Origin of the sequence: Variovorax ginsengisoli, assembly GCF_030486595.1 — a bacterium.
Lineage (GTDB): Bacteria > Pseudomonadota > Gammaproteobacteria > Burkholderiales > Burkholderiaceae_C > Variovorax > Variovorax ginsengisoli_B.
Map to the genome: position 1 here is coordinate 101,740 of NZ_JAUJZH010000003.1, position 19,224 is coordinate 120,963.

Genomic DNA, 19,224 nt, shown 5'->3' on the forward strand with positions numbered 1-19,224 from the left:
AGCTAGGGAAGGGCATCGGCCGCACGCACGGCGGCCACGAATGCGTGAATCTTCTCGGCGTCCTTCAGGCCCTTGGCGGCCTCGACGCCCGAACTCACGTCAACGGACAGCGACTTGCAGCGCGTCCGCAGCTGACGAATGCCATCGCCCACGTTTGCAGGTGCGAGCCCACCACTCAAGACGAGGTGAGCGTCGACGGCGGGTGGAAGAAGTGACCAATCGAATGCCTTGCCGCCACCGCCATAGGCTTCGACATGGGCGTCGAGCAGGATGGCGTGGGCGCGGGAGTAATCGGACGCGTATTTTACGAGGTCGAAGGAAGCCCCGGCGGCGCCCAGCGGAATCCGGGCCGCGCGCATGAAACGGTGGCGGCCGCGGCCGCTGGCTTCCCAGCAAAGTTCGGGCGATTCGTCACCGTGGAACTGGGCCATGGCACCGGCCACGCGCGCCAGTGCATCGAGGGTCGCCGGCACTGATTCGTTGACGAACAGCAGCACCGGCGTCACGAAGGGCGGCAGCCGCGCGGCCAGCTCGGCGGCGCGCTCGACGCTCACCGCGCGCGGGCTGGCGGGATAGAGCACGAAGCCGATCGCATCGGCGCCGGCCCCGATGGCGGCGTCGACGTCGGCCTCACGCGTCAGGCCGCAGATCTTGATCCGGGTGCGGGCGAGCGGGGCGTTCATGGCGGACCATCATACGCAGCACCTCCGGCCTGCAGCGTCGCCTCCGGCGGCAGGCCCCAGCCGGCGGCGTACAACGGGCCGAGGAAATACAGGCCGGCCGGCGAAAAGGTCGGCGCCGCCACCACCCGGCTGCGCGCTGCCAGCACGTCGGCCATCCAGTCGGGCGGCGCGTCGCCGCGGCCGATGCGCACCAGGCAGCCCATGATGTTGCGGATCATGTGGTGCAGGAACGCGTCGGCCTCGAATTCGAAATGCCAGCGGCAGCGTTCGCCCTCGCCATGGCGCGTGATCGCGATGCGGCGCAGGTCCTTGACCGGCGACCGAGCCTGGCAGGCCGAGGCGCGGAAGGAGCTGAAATCGTGCTGTCCCACCAGCAGGGCGGCGGCCCTGCGCATCGCATCGCCGTCGAGCGCATGCATCGACCAGCCGACCCGCCCCGCATCGAGGCTGGGGCGCACCGGCGACTGCGACAGCACGTAGAGGTAGCGGCGGGTGAGGGCGCTGGCGCGGCAATGGAACTGGTCGGGCACGGGCTGCGCCCACTGCACCGCGATGTCGGGGGGCAGGAAGCGATTGGTGCCGCGGACCCAGGAGATCGGCAGGCGCTCGACCGAGGTATCGAAGTGCACCACCTGCATCAGGCCGTGGACGCCGGTGTCGGTGCGGCCGGCGCACAGCGTCGAGATCGGCTGGGCGGCAAACTGGGCCAGCGCCGCCTCGAGCTTGTCCTGCACCGTGAGGCCCGAGAGCTGGCTTTGCCAGCCCTGATAGGCCTGTCCGTTGTAGCGGATACCGAGGGCCAGCCTCACAGCGGAATCGGCGGCCGCATGGCCGCTCAGCGCAATTGGCCGAGCAGTTGCTTGGCTTCGGCCTTGATGTCGCCGGCGCTCTCGGCGGCGACTTCCTCGACCAGCGAGCGGGCGCCTTCGACGTCGCCCAGCGCCTTCAGTTCGCGGGCCAGCGACAGCTTGATCGCGTGCGGGTTCTCGCCGCTGTCGTCGATCGTCTCGAGGCGGCCGCGCTCGGTGTCGGGCGGGTTGCGGTTCGACAGGCCGGCCAGCGAACTCATGTCGAATTCGATGAAGCCGGAGTCGGCAGGCAGGCCGGAACGCAGCGGTGCGGGCTGGGTGCGTTCCTCGTCGGCGTGCGCCGAGGAACGCGCCATCGGCTCGAGCGCGCCCGGGGCGGTATCGAAGTCGTTCTCGAGGTCGAGGCGGCTGATGGCCGGGGCGGCCGGCTGGTGGCCGTTGAGCGGCGCCGTGACGGTGCTCGGCAGCTCGGCGGCGGTCGGGACCGGCTTGTGCACCGGGGCCGGCGTGATCGGCAGGCTGGCCGTGATGGGTGCCGGGGCGGTCGCGGCCGGTGGCGTGCTCAGTTCGAGATCGAAGTCCAGCGGTGCCACCGAGGGCACGAAGGCCGGCGGCGGCGCTTCGACTTCCGCCGCGGGCGCGAGCGGGGCGGGGGCGCTGGCAGCGGCCAGCGTGCCGGCGAAGGCGGCGGCCTCGGCGGCGGACACGCCACCGCGGCTGCCGGTTTCGTAGAGCGGATTGCCCGGATCGAGTTCCTTGCCGAGCTCGACCACGCGATTCCAGTCGCTGCCGGTGCCGCCGGTGAGCTTGTGGACGTCGGCGGCGAGCGCTTCGTAGGCACGCAGGTCGCGGCGCTTGGCGTGGATCTCGAGCAGCTTGAGGTGGATGGCGGTGCGTTCCGGATTGATCCGCAGGGCCTCACGCAGGATTTCCTCGGCCTGCAGGTCGCGGCCATAGGCGAGGTAGACGTCGGCTTCGGCCACCGGATCGACGTCGCCGGCGTCCAGTTGGCTCGGCGAGTACGACAGCGACGACACCACCGAGTTCCCGCGGTTCTTGGTGTCGACCGACTCGCCGCCGCTGGCGCCGAAGAAGGAGTCTTTGGGGATGCGGCTTTCGATGAAGACGCTGTCGCCGGCATCGCGGCGCTTGCGGCCGAGCACGCGGTAGAGCAGGAAGCCGATCAGCAGGGCGATCAGGGCTGCCGCTCCGGCCATCAGCGGGTTGTCGAGGAGTTCGGAGAAGAAGCTCTGCTGCGCGGGCGGCGGCGGAGGCGGCGCCTTGACGACCGGCTTGGCGGCAGCGGCGGGCGGCGCTGCCGCGGGTGCGACGGCGGCCGGCGCGGCGGCCGCCGCCACCGTCGGCGCGACCACGGCCGGCGTTGTCGCCGCGGCCGGGGTTGCGGGCGCAGCGGCGCTGGGCGCAGGGCTGGCGGCCGGCGCAGGTGCGGCAGCGGCCGGCACAGGCACGGCAGCGGCCGGCGCCGTCGAGGCCGTGGGCGCCACCGGCGCGGGAGCCGCCGCTGGGGCTGGAGCCGCTGCCGCGGGCGCGGCACCGGTGGCGGCCTGGATCTTGTTCAGCTCGGAGATGTTCTTGGACAGTTCGGCCACGCGCGCATTGCTGGCCTGTGCCTGCTTCGCCTGGGCGATCTGCTCTTCGGTCGGGCGGCCCGGGGCGAGGCCCTGGGAGATTTTGAGCTTGTCACTCGATGCGTTGGCCGCATTGCGGTCCTCGACGTTGGCTTGCAGCTTGCCGGAGGTCTGGCGATCGGCGTCGGCGACCTTCGAGGTCGGCGCATTGTCGGCCAGGCGGCGGCGATATTCGCCGAAGTCCTGGCTCTGGGCTGTCACCGTGCGGCGAGCCTCGGCCGCCGGGACGGCCTCCGCCTGCGGTGCACCGGGCAGTTCGAGCACCGCACCGGCCTTGATCCGGTTGACGTTGCCGCCGATGAAGGCGTTCGGATTGGCGCGCAGCAGTGCCACCAGCATCTGGTCGAGCGAGACCTCGGCCGGCTTGTGGGCGGCCGCGATCTTGCTGGCGGTGTCGCCCGGCTGGACCTTGACCTGTTCGCCGTTCGAAGTGCGGACGGTGCCGCTGTCCGCAGCGGCGGGCGCGGGTGCGGCCGCAGCGACCGGGCGCTCGCGCCGCACGGGAGGTGCCTGCACTTCGGCCGGCTGGATGCGCTGCGGGGGGGCGGCGGAGATCTGCGGTGCCACCGGGGCCACCGGCGCGGCTGCCTGGCGGCTGGTCGGCGGGTCGAGCAGCACCGTGTAGTCGCGCACGATGCGCCCCGAGCCCCAGTTGGCTTCGAGCAGCAGGTCGACGAAGGGCTCGCTGAGCAGGCGGTTGCTGGTGAGGCGGACCACGTAGCGGCCGTCGGCGCGCTTCTGGACGCCGACGCGGACATCCGATAGCGCTGCGTTGTACGGAACGCCGGCCGCCCGGAAGGCCTCCGCCGAGGCGATGTTCACCTTCAGGCTGTCGGCTTCGGCGGCCGTGATCTCGGTGACCTCGATTTCGGCCCGCAGCGGTTCGCCCAGCGCCGACTGCACGTTGAGACGTCCGAGCGCGAGCGCGTTGGCGTCGGCGGCGAATCCGCCCAGAGCCAGGACCACCGCCGCACTGACCAGCGTTAGCTGACTGCGGCCAGGGATCGTCGAACTCGAGGGGGTGGCCGAAAGGCGGGCCGCAGGCAACGGTTGTCGTGTCATGCTGGTAGGGGCAGCTCGGCCCAAAAGTGTAAGGGGACGTTAACATCAACACCCTGCACTGACAAGGCGACAGGGCTTATCTACCCAGTGCGTGCAAACTTCGTCATGCATTTGCCGTTGCGATGCCGCAACGGCGGGGGCCGGACGGGCCCCCAAGCCTGCCCTCAAGCTTCCAAGAGGATGCGCAGCATGCGGCGCAGCGGCTCGGCCGCGCCCCACAGCAGCTGGTCGCCGATCGTGAAGGCGCCGACGTATTCGGGGCCCATGGCGAGCTTGCGCACGCGGCCGACCGGGATCGCCATGGTGCCGGTGACGGCCACCGGCGTCAGGTCCTTGACGGTCGCCTCGCGGGTGTTCGGCACGACCTTGACCCATTCGTTGTCGGCGGCGATCAGGGCCTCGATGTCGGCCACGGGCACGTTCTTCTTGAGCTTGAAGGTCAGCGCCTGGCTGTGGCAGCGCATCGCGCCGATGCGCACGCAGAAGCCGTCGACCGGCGTCGCCGCGGTGCCGAACTGCGCGCCCTGGCCGAGGATCTTGTTGGTCTCGGCGCCGCCCTTCCATTCTTCCTTGCTCATGCCGTCGCCCAGGTCCTTGTCGATCCAGGGGATCAGGCTGCCGCCCAGCGGGGCGCCGAAATTGGCCGTTTCGGCGGCGCTCAGCGACTGCTGCTTGGCCAGCACCTTGCGGTCGATCTCGAGGATGGCCGACTTCGGGTCGTCGAGCAGCGAGCGCACCTCGGCGTTGATCGTGCCGAACTGCGTCAGCAGTTCGCGCATGTGCTGGGCGCCGCCGCCCGAGGCCGCCTGGTAGGTCATGCTGGTCATCCATTCGACCAGGCCGGCCTTGTAGAGCGCGCCGACGCCCATCAGCATGCAGCTGACGGTGCAGTTGCCGCCGATCCAGTTCTTGCCGCCCTTGGAGAGCGCGTTCTGGATCACGGGCAGGTTGACCGGATCGAGCACGATGATCGCGTCGTCGTTCATGCGCAGCGTCGAGGCGGCGTCGATCCAGTGGCCCTTCCAGCCGGCGGCGCGCAGCTTGGGGAACACCTCGGTCGTGTAGTCGCCGCCCTGGGCGGTGATGACGATGTCGCACTTCTGGAGCGCGGCGATGTCGTGGGCGTCCTTGAGCGTGGTCTCGTTCTTGGCCATCGCCGGGGCCTTGCCGCCGGCGTTGGAAGTCGAGAAGAAGACCGGCTCGATGAGCCCGAAGTCGCCTTCGGCCTGCATCCGGTCCATCAGGACCGAGCCGACCATGCCGCGCCAGCCCACCAGGCCGACCAGAGGTTGATTTGCGTTCGCCATTTCAATTTGCCCTTGTGAAAAAAGAAAAAACTTCTCTTTGCGCCCGGCTCGTCAGAGCCGGGGAGGGCGTGACGAAGCGGGCTGGTTTAGCCGGTAATCGTCTTTTTGGTGATGGCAGCCACCACGGCATCGCCCATCTCGCGGGTGCCGACCTTGGTCGTGCCCGCGGACCAGATGTCTGCCGTGCGCAGCCCCTGGGCCAGCACGGACTGGACCGCCGACTCGATCCGGTCGGCAGCCTCGGGCTGGTTGAGGGAGAAGCGAAGCATCATGGCAGCAGACAGGATTGTAGCCAAAGGATTGGCAACCCCTTTGCCCGCAATGTCGGGCGCGCTGCCGTGGCTGGGCTCGTAGAGGCCCTGGTTGCTGGCGTTCAGCGAGGCCGAGGGCAGCATGCCGATCGAGCCGGTGAGCATCGCGGCCTCGTCCGAGAGGATGTCGCCGAACATGTTGCCGGTGACCACGACGTCGAATTTCTTCGGCGCCTTGACCAGCTGCATGGCGGCGTTGTCGACGTACATGTGGTCGAGCTCGACGTCCGGGTACTCCTTGCCGACCTCGGTCACGATGTCCTTCCAGAACTGGAAGGTCTCCAGCACGTTGGCCTTGTCGACGCTGGTCACGCGCTTGCTGCGCTTGCGCGCCGCCTGGAAGGCGACGTGGGCGATGCGCTCGACCTCGGGGCGCGAGTAGCGCATGGTGTCGAAGGCTTCCTCGGCGCCCGGGAAGTGGCCGTCGACCGCGGTGCGGCGGCCGCGCGGCTGGCCGAAGTAGATGTCGCCGGTCAGCTCGCGGATGATGAGGATGTCCAGGCCCGAGATCAGCTCGGGCTTGAGGCTGGAGGCGCCGACCAGCTGCTCGTAGCAGATCGCCGGGCGGAAATTGGCGAACAGGCCGAGGTTCTTGCGCAGGCCCAGGATGGCCTGCTCGGGACGCAGCGAGCGCTCGAGCTTGTCGTACTTCCAGTCGCCGACGGCGCCGAACAGCACGGCGTCGGCTTCCTTCGCCAGCTTGAGGGTGGCCTCGGGCAGCGGATGGCCGTGGGCCTCGTAGGCGGCGCCGCCGACCAGGGCCGACTCCATCTCGAACTTCAGGTCGAGCGTTTCGAGCACGCGGATGGCTTCGGCGACGATTTCGGTGCCGATGCCGTCACCGGGGAGGACTGCGATTTTCATGGTGAACGGAGAGTTGAGGTTGATGAGTGGTGGCTCAGGCCGGCGCCGGGCCGCCCCAAGGCGGCCTGCGGCCCCCTCGGGGGGCAGCGACCCACACGAAGTGGGGGAACGTGGGGGCCATATCCTTAGGCGTCGAGCATGGTGTGCGCCAGCCAGGGCTTCTGGGCCAGGCGGGCGGCCTCGAAAGCCTTGATCTTGTCCTTGTGGCGCAGCGTGAGGCCGATGTCGTCGAGTCCGTTGACCAGGCAGTACTTGCGGAAGGCCTGGACGTCAAAGGCGAATTCGCCGCCGTCCGGCTTGATGACCACCTGGCGCTCGAGGTCGATCGTCAGGCTGTAGCCCGGGAAGGCGAAGGTCTGGTCGAACAGCTGGGCGACCTGCGCTTCGGGCAGCACGATCGGCAGCAGGCCGTTCTTGAAGCTGTTGTTGAAGAAGATGTCGGCATAGCTCGGCGCGATGATCGCGCGGAAGCCGTACTGGTCGAGCGCCCAGGGCGCATGTTCGCGCGACGAGCCGCAGCCGAAGTTCTGGCGCGCCAGCAAGATCGACGCGCCGGCGTAGCGCGGCTGGTTCAGCACGAAGTCGGGGTTCGGCTTGCGCGATGCCGGATCCTGGCCCGGCTCGCCCGGATCGAGGTAGCGCCAGGCGTCGAACAGGTTCTGGCCGAATCCGGTCTTGCGGATCGACTTCAGGAACTGCTTGGGGATGATCGCGTCGGTGTCGACGTTCTCGCGGTCCATCGGTGCCACGAGGCCCTTGTGTACGGTGAATTTTTGCATGCTGGTCTCACGAGAATTGGCGGACGTCGACGAAATGGCCGTGCACTGCGGCAGCGGCAGCCATGGCCGGGCTCACGAGGTGGGTACGCCCGCCCGCGCCCTGGCGGCCTTCGAAGTTGCGGTTGCTGGTCGAGGCGCAGCGCTCGCCCGGCTCGAGGCGGTCGGCGTTCATCGCCAGGCACATCGAGCAGCCGGGCTCGCGCCACTCGAAGCCCGCGGCCTTGAAGATCTGGTCGAGCCCTTCGCGCTCGGCCTGCGCCTTCACCACACCGGAGCCCGGCACGACCATCGCGAGCTTGACGTTCTTGGCGACCTTCTGGCCGAGCTTCTTGACCACGGCCGCGGCCTCGCGCATGTCCTCGATGCGGCTGTTGGTGCAGGAGCCGATGAACACCTTGTCGATGAAGATGTCGTTCATGGGCTTGTTGGGCTCCAGTCCCATGTAGACCAGGGCGCGTTCGATCGCGCCGCGCTTGTTGGGATCCTTCTCCTTGTCGGGATCGGGCACGCGGCCATCGACCGGCACCACCATCTCGGGCGAGGTGCCCCAGGTGACCTGCGGCTTGATCTGCGCGGCGTCGAGCTCGACCACGAGGTCGAAGTGCGCGCCGGGGTCGGAATGCAGGGTCTTCCAGTAGGCGACCGCCTGCTCCCATTCGACGCCGGTCGGCGCCAGCGGACGGCCCTTGACGTAGGCGATGGTCTTTTCGTCGACCGCCACCAGGCCGGCGCGCGCACCGGCCTCGATCGCCATGTTGCAGACCGTCATGCGGCCTTCCATGCTGAGGTCGCGGATCGCCGAGCCGGCGAACTCGATCGTGTAGCCGGTGCCGCCGGCGGTGCCGATCCGGCCGATGATCGCGAGCACGATGTCCTTGGCGGTGCAGCCGAGCGGCAGCTTGCCCTCGACCTTCACGAGCAGGTTCTTCGCCTTCTTGCCGAGCAGCGTCTGGGTCGCCATGACGTGCTCGACCTCGCTGGTGCCGATGCCGTGCGCCAGCGCGCCGAAGGCGCCATGCGTGGAGGTGTGCGAGTCGCCGCAGACCACGGTCATGCCGGGCAGGGTGGCGCCCGACTCGGGGCCGATCACGTGCACGATGCCCTGGCGCTTGCTCAGGAACGGAAAGAAAGCGGCCGCGCCGAATTCCTTGATGTTGCTGTCCAGGGTCGTGACCTGTTCCTTGCTGGTCGGGTCGGCGATGCCGTCGTAGCCGCGCTCCCAGCCGGTGGTCGGCGTGTTGTGGTCGGCCGTGGCCACCACCGAGCTGATGCGCCACAGCTTGCGGCCGGCCTCGCGCAGCCCTTCGAAGGCTTGCGGGCTGGTCACTTCGTGCACCAGGTGGCGATCGATGTAGAGGATCGCGGTGCCGTCTTCCTCGGTGTGGACGACGTGTTCGTCCCAGAGTTTGTCGTAGAGCGTGCGTGCCATGGGTCTCTTTCGTGGGGAGGTGATTGTCTTATGCGGCCAGCTGCGCGGGCGTCGCGGCAGCAGGCGTGTGCAGGTGCTTGACCAGCATGCGGGCGGCGACCGGCAAGGTCGAGAAGTCGCGGGCGATGAGCCGGATCTGGCGCGCCGCCCAGGCGTCCTGCAGCGCCACGCTGGTCAGGCCGCGGCCGATGCCGCCCTGCATCAATTCGAAGGCGCGTCGCGGCATGACGCCGACGCCGAGCCCGTTCTCGATCATGCGGCACATCGCGTCGAGGCCGGTCACGTGGATGCGCAGCCGGATGCTGCGGTTGGCGGCCAGCGCGGCCTGGTGCATCGCGACGTAGATCGAGCTGTTGGTGTGCAGGCCGACGTGGTCGAAGGCTAGCGTGTCGACGAAGTCGATGGCGCGCACGCCGGCCAGGGCATGGCCTGCCGGGACGATCAGCGCCAGCGTGTCGTCGCGGTAGGGAAGGCTCTGCAGCTCGGTGCTGCCTTCGGCCAGATGACAGACGCCGAGGTCGGCCGCCCCTTCATGGACCGCCCGCACCACCTCGCTGCTCAGGTGTTCCTCGAGGTCGATCTTGATCGCGTCGTGCTCGCGCGTGAAGGCACCGAGATCCTCGGGCAGGAACTGGACGATGGCGGAAATGTTGGCGTGCACCCGCACATGGCCGCGCACGCCATCGGCGTATTCGCTGAGTTCGCCCTGCATCTTCTCGAGGCTGTAGAGCACGGAGCGGGCGTGGTGCAACAGGCTCTCGCCGGCCGGCGTCAGGTCGACGCCGCGCGCATGGCGGTAGAGCAGGGGCGTTCCGAGCGTGCCTTCGAGGTCGGACAGGCGCTTGCTGATGGCCGACGCCGCGATGAACTCGCGCTCCGCCGCGCGGCCGATGCTGCCGAGTTCGCAGACAGCCACGAACAACTGCAGCGACGTCAGGTCGATGCGGCGGGCGAAACTGCGTTCAGAGGAGGTCATCGGGGCTTGGCATCTCGTTCAGAGATGGAAGCCCGCATTTTCCCTCAGTTTTGGCCCGGAAGCCATCGCGATAGGAGATGGCTTAGGTGCCGCGGCGCGATGAGCGCCGCGACCCTCGATCACTGCTTCTTCTGCGCGGCGTCTTCCATCTTCTGGCCGCCCTTCTGGATGTCCTGACCGGCGCCCTTCATGGTGTTGCAGCCGGCCAGCGGCACGGACACGGCGAAGATCACGGTGAGCAATGCGGCAAGCTTCTTCATGGTGGAACTCCTTCGTTTGGATGAGGACTCCAAGCTATTCGGTCCACCGGCGTGTCCGTGTCAGCCAAGACGCAAAAAAGCTGCCCGTGGGCAGCTTTCCTGGTTGAGGGCCTGACGGCTGTCAGCGTTGGGCGATCGGCTTGACGTCGCGCTTGGCCGAGCCTTCGAAGAGTTGGCGCGGGCGGCCGATCTTGTAGTCGGGGTCGCCGATCATCTCGTTCAGCTGGGCGATCCAGCCGACCGTGCGCGCCAGCGCGAAGATGGCGGTGAACAGCGGCACCGGGATGCCGATCGCGCGCTGCACGATGCCCGAGTAGAAGTCGACGTTCGGGTAGAGCTTGCGGGAGACGAAGTATTCGTCTTCCAGGGCGATCTTCTCGAGCGCCATCGCGAGCTTGAACAGCGGATCGTTCTCGAGGCCGAGCTCGCCCAGCACTTCCTTGCAGGTCTCCTGCATCAGCTTGGCGCGCGGGTCGTAGTTCTTGTAGACGCGGTGCCCGAAGCCCATCAGCTTGACGTTGGAGTTCTTGTCCTTGACCTGCTTGATGAACTCGCCGATCTTCTCGACGCCGCCAGCCTTCTGGATGTCGTAGAGCATGTTGAGCGCCGCCTCGTTGGCGCCGCCGTGGGCCGGGCCCCAGAGGCAGGCCACGCCGGCCGCGATCGCCGCGAAGGGGTTGGTGCCCGACGAGCCGCACAGGCGCACGGTCGAGGTCGATGCGTTCTGCTCGTGGTCGGCGTGCAGGATGAAGATGCGGTCGAGCGCGCGCTCGAGCACCGGGCTCACCTTGTACTCCTCGCATGGCGTCGCGAACATCATGTGCAGGAAGTTGCCCGCGTAGCTGAGTTCGTTCTTCGGGTACATGTAGGGCTGGCCCACCGTGTACTTGTAGGCCATGGCGACCAGCGTCGGCATCTTGGCGATCAGGCGGATTGCGGCGATCTCGCGGTGCTTCGGATTGTTGATGTCCGTGCTGTCGTGATAGAAGGCCGACAGCGCGCCGACCAGACCGGTCATGATGGCCATCGGGTGCGCGTCGCGGCGGAAGCCGCGCAGGAAGAACTGCATCTGCTCGTTGACCATCGTGTGGTTGGTCACGAGCTTGGTGAAGTTGGTCTTCTTGGCTTCGTCGGGCAGTTCACCGTACAGCAGCAGGTGGCAGGTCTCGAGGAAGTCGCAGTTGGTCGCGAGCTGCTCGATCGGGTAGCCGCGGTACAGCAGCTCGCCCTTGTCGCCATCGATGTAGGTGATGGCCGATTCGCACGAGGCCGTCGACATGAAGCCCGGGTCGTAGGTGAACATGCCCGTCTGGGCGTAGAGCTTGCGGATGTCGATCACGTCAGGGCCCAGGGTGCCCTTGTAGATCGGCAGCTCGACGTTCTGTCCGCCGTTGCTGAACGACAGAGTGGCCTTGTTCTCGGATGCTTTCATTTCGAGTGTCTTTCAAAGAATGGATCAGGAAGATAGGGATTTCGCACCGTCGCTGCGCATCAGCCGCAGCAGTTCGACCACCTCGGCCCCGGCCCATCCGGGCTCGGGCTCCTTTCGCGCAAGCAGGAGGTCGAGCAGGTCGTTGTCCGACAGGTCCATCAATGTCTCCAGTGCCTGTGCCTGCCCGCAGGTCAGGCTTGCCTCGTGCCGTTCGAAAAAGCGGGCAATGAACAGGTCGTTTTCAAGCAAGCCGCGCCGGCAGCGCCACTTGAGCTTGCTCAGCGCGCGCTCGCTGATCGGCTCGGAAGGGTTGTCGGTGGCTGGCATCGGGGCTCTCTTCAGGGCTAGATGGCGCGGCGCACCATCAGTTCCTTGATCTTGCCGATCGCCCGGGTCGGATTCAGGTTCTTCGGGCAGACGTCGACGCAATTCATGATCGAGTGGCAGCGGAACAGGCGGTACGGGTCCTCGAGGTTGTCCAGGCGCTCGGCGGTCGCTTCGTCGCGGCTGTCGGCGATGAAGCGGTAGGCCTGCAGCAGGCCGGCCGGACCGACGAACTTGTCGGGGTTCCACCAGAAGCTGGGGCAGCTGGTCGAGCAGCTCGCGCACAGGATGCACTCGTACAGGCCGTTCAGCTCGTCGCGTTCCTCGGGCGACTGCAGGCGCTCCTTCTCGGGCGGCACGGTGTCGTTCTGCAGGTACGGCTTGATCGAGTTGTACTGCTTGAAGAACTGCGTCATGTCGACGATCAGGTCGCGGATCACCGGCAGGCCGGGCAGCGGCTTGAGCACGATCGTGCCCTTGAGCGTCAGCATGTTGGTCAGGCAGGCCAGGCCGTTCTTGCCGTTGATGTTCATCGCGTCGGAGCCGCAGACGCCTTCGCGGCAGGAGCGGCGAAACGACAGCGTCGGGTCTTGCGCCTTGAGCTTCATCAGGGCGTCGAGCAGCATGCGCTCGTGGCCGTCGAGTTCGATCTCGACGGTCTGCATGTAGGGCTTGGCGTCCTTGTCCGGGTCGTAGCGGTAGATTTGAAAAGTGCGCTTCATCGTGGGATACCTTTAGTCGGTTGGAGACAGAGCTTGCGGCGCTTCGCGCCACTGCGGTCTGTCCCGCAAAGTTTTCAGAATGTGCGCACCTTCGGCGGCACCGACGCGACAGTCAGCGGCTGCAGCTTGACCGGCTTGTACGAGAGGCGGTTGTCCTGGCTGTACCAGAGCGTGTGCTTCATCCAGTTGGCGTCGTCGCGACCCAGCGGCGCGACCGGGTCGTCGGCCGGACGCTCGTAGTCTTCCACCGTGTGGGCGCCGCGGCATTCCTTGCGGGCGGCGGCAGACACCATCGTGGCCTGTGCGACTTCGATCAGGTTGTCGACTTCGAGGGCTTCGATGCGGGCCGTGTTGAAGACGCGCGACTTGTCCTTGAGCGTGACGGCGGCGACGCGCTTGCGCACCTCGGCGATCTTCTTGACGCCTTCGTCCATCGACGCCTGCTTGCGGAACACGGCGGCGTGCTGCTGCATCACCGAGCGGATCTCGTTGGCCACGTCCTGCGCGTATTCGCCCGAGGTCGAGGCCTCGAGCTGGTTCAGGCGCTCCAGCGTGCGGTCGGCGGCATCGGCCGGAAGGTCCTTGTGTTCCTTCAGCTTGTCGTTGAACTCGACGATGTGATTGCCGGCCGCGCGGCCGAACACCAGCAGGTCGAGCAGCGAGTTGGTGCCCAGGCGGTTGGCGCCATGCACGCTGACGCAGGAGCATTCGCCGACCGCGTAGAGGCCGTTGACCACGGCGCTGTTCTCTTCGCCCTTCTGGATCACGACCTGGCCGTTGATGTTGGTCGGGATGCCGCCCATCTGGTAGTGGATGGTCGGCACCACCGGGATCGGCTCCTTGGTGATGTCGACGTTGGCGAAGTTGACGCCGATCTCGTACACCGAGGGCAGCCGCTTGTGGATCGTGTCGGCGCCCAGGTGGTCCAGCTTGAGCAGGACGTAGTCCTTGTTGGGACCGCAGCCGCGGCCTTCCTTGATTTCCTGGTCCATCGAGCGCGAGACGAAGTCGCGCGGCGCGAGGTCCTTCAGGGTCGGCGCGTAGCGTTCCATGAAGCGCTCGCCGTTGCTGTTGAGCAGGATCGCGCCTTCGCCGCGGCAGCCTTCGGTCAGCAGCACGCCGGCGCCGGCCACGCCGGTCGGGTGGAACTGCCAGAACTCCATGTCCTGCAGGGGAATGCCCGAGCGGGCCGCCATGCCGAGGCCGTCGCCGGTGTTGATGAAGGCATTGGTCGAGGCCGCGAAGATGCGGCCCGCGCCGCCGGTGGCCAGCAGCACGGTCTTGGCCTGCAGGATGTGCAGGTCGCCGGTTTCCATCTCGAGCGCGGTGACGCCGACCACGTCGCCTTCGGCGTCGCGGATCAGGTCGAGGGCCATCCACTCGACGAAGAACTGGGTGCGGGCCTCGACGTTCTTCTGGTAGAGCGTGTGCAGCATCGCGTGGCCGGTACGGTCGGCCGCTGCGCAGGCGCGCTGCACCGGCTTCTCGCCGTAGTTGGCCGTGTGGCCGCCGAAGGGACGCTGGTAGATCGTGCCGTCCGGATTGCGGTCGAAGGGCATGCCGAAGTGTTCGAGTTCGTACACGACCTTCGGCGCTTCGCGGCACATGAACTCGATCGCATCCTGGTCGCCGAGCCAGTCGGAGCCCTTGATGGTGTCGTAGAAGTGATAGTGCCAGTTGTCCTCGCTCATGTTGCCGAGCGAGGCGCCGACGCCGCCCTGGGCTGCGACGGTGTGCGAGCGGGTCGGGAACACCTTGGAGAGCACGGCCACGTTGAGGCCGGCACGTGCCAGCTGCAGCGATGCGCGCATGCCGGAGCCGCCGGCGCCGACGATGACGACGTCGAACTTGCGCTTGGTGATTTGTTCTTTTGTGTATGACATGGGGTTACAGCCTCCAGAGCACTTGAATGGCCCAACCCGCGCAACCCACAAGCCAGACGATGGTGAAAACTTGGCACAGCAGGCGGATGCCGACCGGCTGGACGTAGTCCATCCAGACATCGCGCATGCCGACCCAGACGTGATAGAGAAGCGAAGAGATCACCACGAAGGTGAGCACTTTCATCCACTGCGCGGAGAAAATTCCGGCCCAGAGGTCGTAGCCGATCGGGCCGCGCTTGAAGATCACCTGCGCCAGCAGGATGACGGTGAAGAGCGCCATCAGGGCGCCGGTGATGCGCTGGCTGAGCCAGTCGCGCAATCCGTAGTGCGCGCCGACGACGATGCGCTTGGAGCCGTAGTTCACAGACATTTCAGTTTCCTTGCGCAATCAGTAGACACCGAACAGCTTGGCGCCGAGGACGACGGTCAGCAGGATGCTCAGGAAGAGGGTGGCGAGCGCGGTGCTGTTGCCGGACTTCTTGTCGACCGCGTGATGGTTCACGTCCATGTAGAGGTGGCGCAGGCCGGCGATGAAGTGGTGCAGGTAGGCCCAGATCAGTGCCAGGGCGACGAGCTTGATGAACCAGCCCGGGACGAAGCCGAGCCCGACATTGAAGGCGGCCGTGAAGCGGGCGAACGAGATCTCGGAGGACACCGAGGTGTCGAACATCCAGATGATGAACGGCAGCAGCAGGAACATCAGCACCCCGCTCACGCGGTGCAGGATCGACACGATGCCGGCCGGCGGCAGCCGGTAGGTGGTCAGGTCGGAAAGGGGGTTGATATTGCGGAACTCTCGCCGCGGCTGTCGGGGTGGGGTGGCCAACTCTGTCATGGGGGCTTTCGGGTTTTACGAGGGGCTACTTGTTCTTTGGCGAAAAGCAAACAACTCAAAATTCTATTGCAACGCACCATCTCGCGGCTTTCGCTGCTCCGGTCATCGCACCGCGATGGTCGGATGATGGCGCACGAGGCCGCTGTCAGCCGAGGTCGTTTCGATAGTGATGGGTGTCGGTGCGATAGAGCCCGCGGCGCAGTTCCATGGGCGTGTCGTGGTAGGTATAGGCCACGCGCTCCACGCTCAGCAGCGGGGTCGAGGTGACGACCTGCAACAGCGCCGCCTGCGCAGGATCGGGCAGCACCGCCCGGATCTTTTCCTCGGCGCGCACCATGCGAACGCCGAATTCGGTCTCGAACAGCGCGTACATCGGCCCGTGCCAGGCGGTGAGGCGCTCGGCGGTCAGGCCCCTGAACGGGGTTCCGGGCAGCCAGAGTTCCTCGAGGATGGTCGGCGTGCCGCGGTAGGCCAGCACCCGCCGCACCTGCAGCACGGCGTCGCCGGTGCGCAGGGCCAGGGCGCGGGCGACGTCGGCGCTGGCGCGCTGGCGCTTGCAGTCGACGATCTCGCGCTCGGCCGGGCCTTCGCTGTCGACGTCGCCGCTGTCGGGCACCAGCTTCAGGAAGCGGTACTGCACGTGCTGCTCGGCGTGCGTCGCGACGAAGGTGCCCTTGCCCTGGCGGCGCACCACCAGGTTTTCGGCCGACAGCTCGTCGATCGCCTTGCGCACGGTGCCCTGGCTGACCCGGAAGCGGGCGGCCAGGTCGATCTCGCTCGGGATCGGCTCGCCGGGCTTCCATTCGCCGGCATGAAGGCTCTGCAGGATCAGCGACTTGATCTGCTGGTAGAGCGGACTGAACGACGGCGTGGAGGGCTCGGCGACAGTGGTGGGAGAGGTGGCCATGGGGTTTCGTGGGTGCACCGCGAGGGTGCTTCGGGCCCACATCTTATATAAGACATAAGACAGGCGCCACCGAAAGCTCAAATCGGCATAAAATCGAAGACGGCCTGAAGGCCGGGCTTGGTGTCCCGGCCCGACCTCGTGGCCGCGCTCCGCGGCCGTGCCCCGTTTTCATCATTTCCTGGAGTATTCCCATGAGCAAGAAGCCTGTTCGCGTTGCCGTCACCGGTGCCGCTGGCCAAATCGGTTACGCCCTGCTGTTCCGCATCGCCTCCGGCGAAATGCTGGGCAAGGACCAGCCGGTCATCCTGCAACTGCTCGAGATCCCCGACGAGAAGGCCCAGAAGGCGCTCAAGGGCGTGATGATGGAGCTCGACGACTGCGCCTTCCCGCTGCTGGCCGGCATGGAAGCCCACGGCGACCCGATGACCGCCTTCAAGGACGCCGACTACGCGCTGCTGGTCGGTTCGCGTCCGCGCGGCCCGGGCATGGAGCGCGCCGAACTGCTGGCCGTCAACGGCGCCATCTTCACCGCCCAGGGCAAGGCCCTCAACGCCGTGGCGAGCCGCAACGTCAAGGTGCTGGTGGTCGGCAACCCGGCCAACACCAACGCCTACATCGCGATGAAGAGCGCACCGGACCTGCCGCGCAAGAACTTCACCGCCATGCTGCGCCTGGACCACAACCGCGCTGCCAGCCAACTGGCCGCCAAGACCGGCAAGGCCGTGGCCGACATCGAGAAGCTGACCGTCTGGGGCAACCACTCGCCCACGATGTACGCCGACTACCGCTTCGCCACCATCAACGGCGAAAGCGTCGCCAAGATGATCAACGACCAGGAATGGAACGCCAACACCTTCCTGCCGACAGTCGGCAAGCGCGGCGCCGCCATCATCGAGGCCCGCGGCCTGTCGTCGGCCGCTTCGGCCGCCAACGCCGCGATCGACCACATGCGTGACTGGGCCCTGGGCACCAACGGCAAGTGGGTCACGATGGGCATCCCGTCGGACGGCCAGTACGGCATTCCGAAGGACGTGATGTTCGGCTTCCCGGTCACCTGCGAAAACGGCGAGTACAAGGTCGTCGACGGCCTCGCCATCGACGCCTTCAGCCAGGAACGCATTGACAAGACGCTCAAGGAACTGACCGACGAGCAAGCCGGCGTCGCCCACCTGCTGTAAGCCACGGCCCGGCATGCTCGACTGGAACCCCGCGCTCTACAGCCGCTACGAGGACGAGCGCACCCGTCCCGCCCGGGATTTGCTGGCACGCGTGCCGCTGGCCCAGGCGGCGCGCGTGTTCGACCTCGGCTGCGGGCCGGGCAATTCCACCGAGCTGCTGGTGCAGCGCTTTCCGGCTGCCTCGGTGGTCGGCACCGACAATTCCGAGCCGATGCTCGCCAGTGCCAGGCAGCGCCTGCCGCAGGCCCGCTTCGAGCTCGGCGACATCGCCACCTGGGCGCCCGAGGCGGCGCCCGACCTCATCTATGCCAATGCCGCCCTGCAATGGGTGCCCGACCACGAGACCCTGATTCCCAGGCTCTTCGCGTTGCTGGCACCCGGGGGCGTGCTGGCGATCCAGATGCCCGACAACCGCCAGGAGCCCACGCATCGGCTGATGCGCGAGGTGGCGGCCGAGGCACCCTGGGCGCAGGCCATCGGAAACCCCGACCGGCTGCGCACCGAATTGCTGGGCATCGACGGCTACTACGACCTGCTGGCCGGCGAGGCCGCGGCGGTCGACGCCTGGCGCACCGCCTACCAGCATCCGATGGCCTCCGCGGCGGCCATCGTCGAATGGATCAGCGGCACCGGGCTGAAGCCCTTCGTCGATCCCTTGCCCAGCGAGCTGAAGACCAGCTACCTGGCCGAATACGGACGCCGCATCGCCCGCGCCTACCCGGCGCGCACCGACGGCCGGCTGCTGCTGGCCTTCCCGCGCATGTTCATCGTGGCGCAGAAGAAAGCATGAGCACCGACAACGCCGTTCCCCATCCGCGCGAGGTGCTGCTCGGCGCCCAGGCCGGCGCCGTCGCGCTGCCGGTCTGCGACCACTACAGCGGTGTCGAGGCGCGCATGCGCAAGAGCCTGGCGCTGCAAGCCGAGATGGCCCAGGAATTCGGCGCCTGCGTGTTCGACGTCACGCTCGACTGCGAGGACGGCGCACCGGTGGGCGGCGAGGCCGAGCATGCGGCGCTGGTGACCGAGCTCGCCCTGTCGGCGGCGCCTGGCATGCGTGTCGGCGCCCGGGTCCATCCGGTCGACCATGCCGCGTTCCCGGCCGATGTGATGACGATCGCCGGCCGCGCCGGCCATCGCCTGAGCCACCTGATGGTGCCCAAGGTGGAGTCGATCGACGATGTGCGCGAGGCCGCGCTGGCGCTCGATGCCGTCGGCGCCGAGACGCTGCCGCTGCACGTGCTGATCGAATCGCCGCTGGCGGTGCACCATGCCTTCGAAATCGCTGCCCATCCGAGGGTGCAGTCGCTGAGCTTCGGGCTGATGGATTTCGTCTCTTCGCACGGCGGTGCCATTCCGGCCGACGGCATGGCCGCCGCCGGGCAGTTCACGCACCCGCTGGTGGTACGCGCCAAGCTCGAGATCGCCTCCGCCGCGCATGCGCATGGCAAGGTGCCCTCGCATTGCGTCGTGACCGAGTTCAAGGACATCGACGCGATGCGCGCCTCGGCCCGCCGCGCCGCCACCGAGTTCGGCTACACGCGGATGTGGAGCATCCATCCGAACCAGATCCGCCCGATCCTCGAGGCCTTCTCGCCCGACGAGCGGCAGATTCAAATCGCTACAAAAATCATTGCCGCCGCCGCCCTTGCCGCGTGGGCGCCGGTCAGCATCGATGGCACATTGCATGATCGTGCCAGCTATCGCCATTTCTGGCAGGTGCTCGAACGGGCGCACGCCACCGGCCGCAGCCTGCCTTCCGAGGCGCAGCCGTGGTTCGCACCCGCTTCATCCTGAAATCCAACCCCCCCGAAAGA

General features: G+C 67.3%; 19 protein-coding genes. 3 read left to right on the top strand and 16 right to left on the bottom strand.

Annotation, left to right across the window (positions count from 1 at the left end; genetic code table 11):
* Window positions 1-2 precede the first annotated feature (2 nt).
* From QZH52_RS05130 to QZH52_RS05205, 16 genes are all read right to left on the bottom strand, one after another.
* Window positions 3-683 (bottom strand): phosphoribosylanthranilate isomerase, encoded by a 681-nt coding sequence (locus tag QZH52_RS05130; RefSeq protein WP_301805009.1) that lies wholly within the window; start codon window positions 681-683, stop codon window positions 3-5.
* Window positions 680-1,492, bottom strand: coding sequence for a tRNA pseudouridine(38-40) synthase TruA (gene truA, locus QZH52_RS05135; protein ID WP_301805012.1), 813 nt, complete (start codon window positions 1,490-1,492; stop codon window positions 680-682). The genes QZH52_RS05130 and truA overlap by 4 nt, the downstream gene beginning before the upstream one ends.
* Window positions 1,493-1,518: 26 nt before the next feature.
* Window positions 1,519-4,107 (bottom strand): FimV/HubP family polar landmark protein, encoded by a 2,589-nt coding sequence (locus QZH52_RS05140; protein WP_366919267.1) that lies wholly within the window; start codon window positions 4,105-4,107, stop codon window positions 1,519-1,521.
* 260 nt (window positions 4,108-4,367) lie between these two features.
* Window positions 4,368-5,510 (bottom strand): aspartate-semialdehyde dehydrogenase, encoded by a 1,143-nt coding sequence (asd, locus tag QZH52_RS05145; RefSeq protein ID WP_301805017.1) that lies wholly within the window; start codon window positions 5,508-5,510, stop codon window positions 4,368-4,370.
* An 86-nt stretch (window positions 5,511-5,596) separates the two neighbouring features.
* Window positions 5,597-6,685, bottom strand: coding sequence for a 3-isopropylmalate dehydrogenase (gene leuB / locus QZH52_RS05150; RefSeq protein ID WP_286368401.1), 1,089 nt, complete (start codon window positions 6,683-6,685; stop codon window positions 5,597-5,599).
* A 125-nt stretch (window positions 6,686-6,810) separates the two neighbouring features.
* Window positions 6,811-7,464, bottom strand: a complete 654-nt coding sequence (gene leuD, locus QZH52_RS05155; RefSeq protein WP_286526835.1) for a 3-isopropylmalate dehydratase small subunit — start codon at window positions 7,462-7,464, stop codon at window positions 6,811-6,813.
* Between the two features lie 7 nt (window positions 7,465-7,471).
* Window positions 7,472-8,893, bottom strand: a complete 1,422-nt coding sequence (gene leuC, locus QZH52_RS05160; RefSeq protein WP_301805023.1) for a 3-isopropylmalate dehydratase large subunit — start codon at window positions 8,891-8,893, stop codon at window positions 7,472-7,474.
* Between the two features lie 28 nt (window positions 8,894-8,921).
* Window positions 8,922-9,869: a LysR family transcriptional regulator gene (locus QZH52_RS05165; protein WP_301805025.1), complete on the bottom strand. Its 948-nt coding sequence runs from the start codon at window positions 9,867-9,869 to the stop codon at window positions 8,922-8,924.
* 119 nt (window positions 9,870-9,988) lie between these two features.
* The gene (locus tag QZH52_RS05170) at window positions 9,989-10,129 is read right to left on the bottom strand and encodes an entericidin A/B family lipoprotein (protein WP_286368405.1); all 141 of its coding nucleotides are present in this window, start codon (window positions 10,127-10,129) and stop codon (window positions 9,989-9,991) included.
* Between the two features lie 121 nt (window positions 10,130-10,250).
* Window positions 10,251-11,561 (bottom strand): citrate synthase, encoded by a 1,311-nt coding sequence (gene gltA, locus QZH52_RS05175; protein WP_286368406.1) that lies wholly within the window; start codon window positions 11,559-11,561, stop codon window positions 10,251-10,253.
* A gap of 24 nt (window positions 11,562-11,585) precedes the next feature.
* Complete coding sequence (locus QZH52_RS05180; RefSeq protein WP_286536985.1) at window positions 11,586-11,888, bottom strand: FAD assembly factor SdhE; 303 nt, start codon at window positions 11,886-11,888, stop codon at window positions 11,586-11,588.
* Window positions 11,889-11,905: 17 nt separating this feature from the next.
* Window positions 11,906-12,607 carry a succinate dehydrogenase iron-sulfur subunit gene (locus QZH52_RS05185; protein WP_286526827.1) on the bottom strand — a complete coding sequence of 234 codons (702 nt, stop codon included), beginning with the start codon at window positions 12,605-12,607 and terminating at the stop codon, window positions 11,906-11,908.
* Window positions 12,608-12,681: 74 nt separating this feature from the next.
* Entirely contained in the window at window positions 12,682-14,490 is a 1,809-nt protein-coding gene (sdhA, locus tag QZH52_RS05190) for a succinate dehydrogenase flavoprotein subunit (protein ID WP_301805032.1), read from the bottom strand.
* A 4-nt stretch (window positions 14,491-14,494) separates the two neighbouring features.
* Entirely contained in the window at window positions 14,495-14,860 is a 366-nt protein-coding gene (sdhD, locus tag QZH52_RS05195) for a succinate dehydrogenase, hydrophobic membrane anchor protein (RefSeq protein ID WP_301805034.1), read from the bottom strand.
* Window positions 14,861-14,878: 18 nt separating this feature from the next.
* Complete coding sequence (gene sdhC / locus QZH52_RS05200; protein ID WP_301805037.1) at window positions 14,879-15,325, bottom strand: succinate dehydrogenase, cytochrome b556 subunit; 447 nt, start codon at window positions 15,323-15,325, stop codon at window positions 14,879-14,881.
* Between the two features lie 145 nt (window positions 15,326-15,470).
* Complete coding sequence (locus QZH52_RS05205; protein ID WP_286536989.1) at window positions 15,471-16,232, bottom strand: GntR family transcriptional regulator; 762 nt, start codon at window positions 16,230-16,232, stop codon at window positions 15,471-15,473.
* A 191-nt stretch (window positions 16,233-16,423) separates the two neighbouring features.
* Here QZH52_RS05205 and QZH52_RS05210 point away from each other — a divergent pair, with 191 nt between their 5' ends.
* The 3 genes from QZH52_RS05210 to QZH52_RS05220 are packed head-to-tail and all read left to right on the top strand — an operon-like array spanning window position 16,424 to window position 19,204.
* The gene (locus tag QZH52_RS05210) at window positions 16,424-17,410 is read left to right on the top strand and encodes a malate dehydrogenase (protein ID WP_286368413.1); all 987 of its coding nucleotides are present in this window, start codon (window positions 16,424-16,426) and stop codon (window positions 17,408-17,410) included.
* Window positions 17,411-17,423: 13 nt separating this feature from the next.
* On the top strand, window positions 17,424-18,200 hold the full coding sequence (gene tam / locus QZH52_RS05215) for a trans-aconitate 2-methyltransferase (protein WP_301805043.1): 777 nt from the start codon (window positions 17,424-17,426) through the stop codon (window positions 18,198-18,200).
* Window positions 18,197-19,204 (top strand): HpcH/HpaI aldolase/citrate lyase family protein, encoded by a 1,008-nt coding sequence (locus QZH52_RS05220; protein ID WP_301805046.1) that lies wholly within the window; start codon window positions 18,197-18,199, stop codon window positions 19,202-19,204. Before tam ends, QZH52_RS05220 begins: the two co-directional genes overlap by 4 nt.
* Window positions 19,205-19,224 lie beyond the last annotated feature (20 nt).

Bases quoted from the DNA above. Each gene is read 5' to 3' on its own strand.
- QZH52_RS05165 (WP_301805025.1), bottom strand. From the start codon at position 9,869: ATGACCTCCTCTGAACGCAGTTTCGCCCGCCGCATCGACCTGACGTCG.
- QZH52_RS05210 (WP_286368413.1), top strand. From the start codon at position 16,424: ATGAGCAAGAAGCCTGTTCGCGTTGCCGTCACCGGTGCCGCTGGCCAA.
- leuC (WP_301805023.1), bottom strand. From the start codon at position 8,893: ATGGCACGCACGCTCTACGACAAACTCTGGGACGAACACGTCGTCCAC.
- sdhC (WP_301805037.1), bottom strand. From the start codon at position 15,325: ATGACAGAGTTGGCCACCCCACCCCGACAGCCGCGGCGAGAGTTCCGC.
- QZH52_RS05170 (WP_286368405.1), bottom strand. From the start codon at position 10,129: ATGAAGAAGCTTGCCGCATTGCTCACCGTGATCTTCGCCGTGTCCGTG.
- QZH52_RS05180 (WP_286536985.1), bottom strand. From the start codon at position 11,888: ATGCCAGCCACCGACAACCCTTCCGAGCCGATCAGCGAGCGCGCGCTG.
- QZH52_RS05205 (WP_286536989.1), bottom strand. From the start codon at position 16,232: ATGGCCACCTCTCCCACCACTGTCGCCGAGCCCTCCACGCCGTCGTTC.
- QZH52_RS05185 (WP_286526827.1), bottom strand. From the start codon at position 12,607: ATGAAGCGCACTTTTCAAATCTACCGCTACGACCCGGACAAGGACGCC.
- QZH52_RS05130 (WP_301805009.1), bottom strand. From the start codon at position 683: ATGAACGCCCCGCTCGCCCGCACCCGGATCAAGATCTGCGGCCTGACG.
- leuD (WP_286526835.1), bottom strand. From the start codon at position 7,464: ATGCAAAAATTCACCGTACACAAGGGCCTCGTGGCACCGATGGACCGC.
- QZH52_RS05220 (WP_301805046.1), top strand. From the start codon at position 18,197: ATGAGCACCGACAACGCCGTTCCCCATCCGCGCGAGGTGCTGCTCGGC.
- leuB (WP_286368401.1), bottom strand. From the start codon at position 6,685: ATGAAAATCGCAGTCCTCCCCGGTGACGGCATCGGCACCGAAATCGTC.
- sdhD (WP_301805034.1), bottom strand. From the start codon at position 14,860: ATGTCTGTGAACTACGGCTCCAAGCGCATCGTCGTCGGCGCGCACTAC.
- sdhA (WP_301805032.1), bottom strand. From the start codon at position 14,490: ATGTCATACACAAAAGAACAAATCACCAAGCGCAAGTTCGACGTCGTC.
- asd (WP_301805017.1), bottom strand. From the start codon at position 5,510: ATGGCGAACGCAAATCAACCTCTGGTCGGCCTGGTGGGCTGGCGCGGC.
- tam (WP_301805043.1), top strand. From the start codon at position 17,424: ATGCTCGACTGGAACCCCGCGCTCTACAGCCGCTACGAGGACGAGCGC.
- gltA (WP_286368406.1), bottom strand. From the start codon at position 11,561: ATGAAAGCATCCGAGAACAAGGCCACTCTGTCGTTCAGCAACGGCGGA.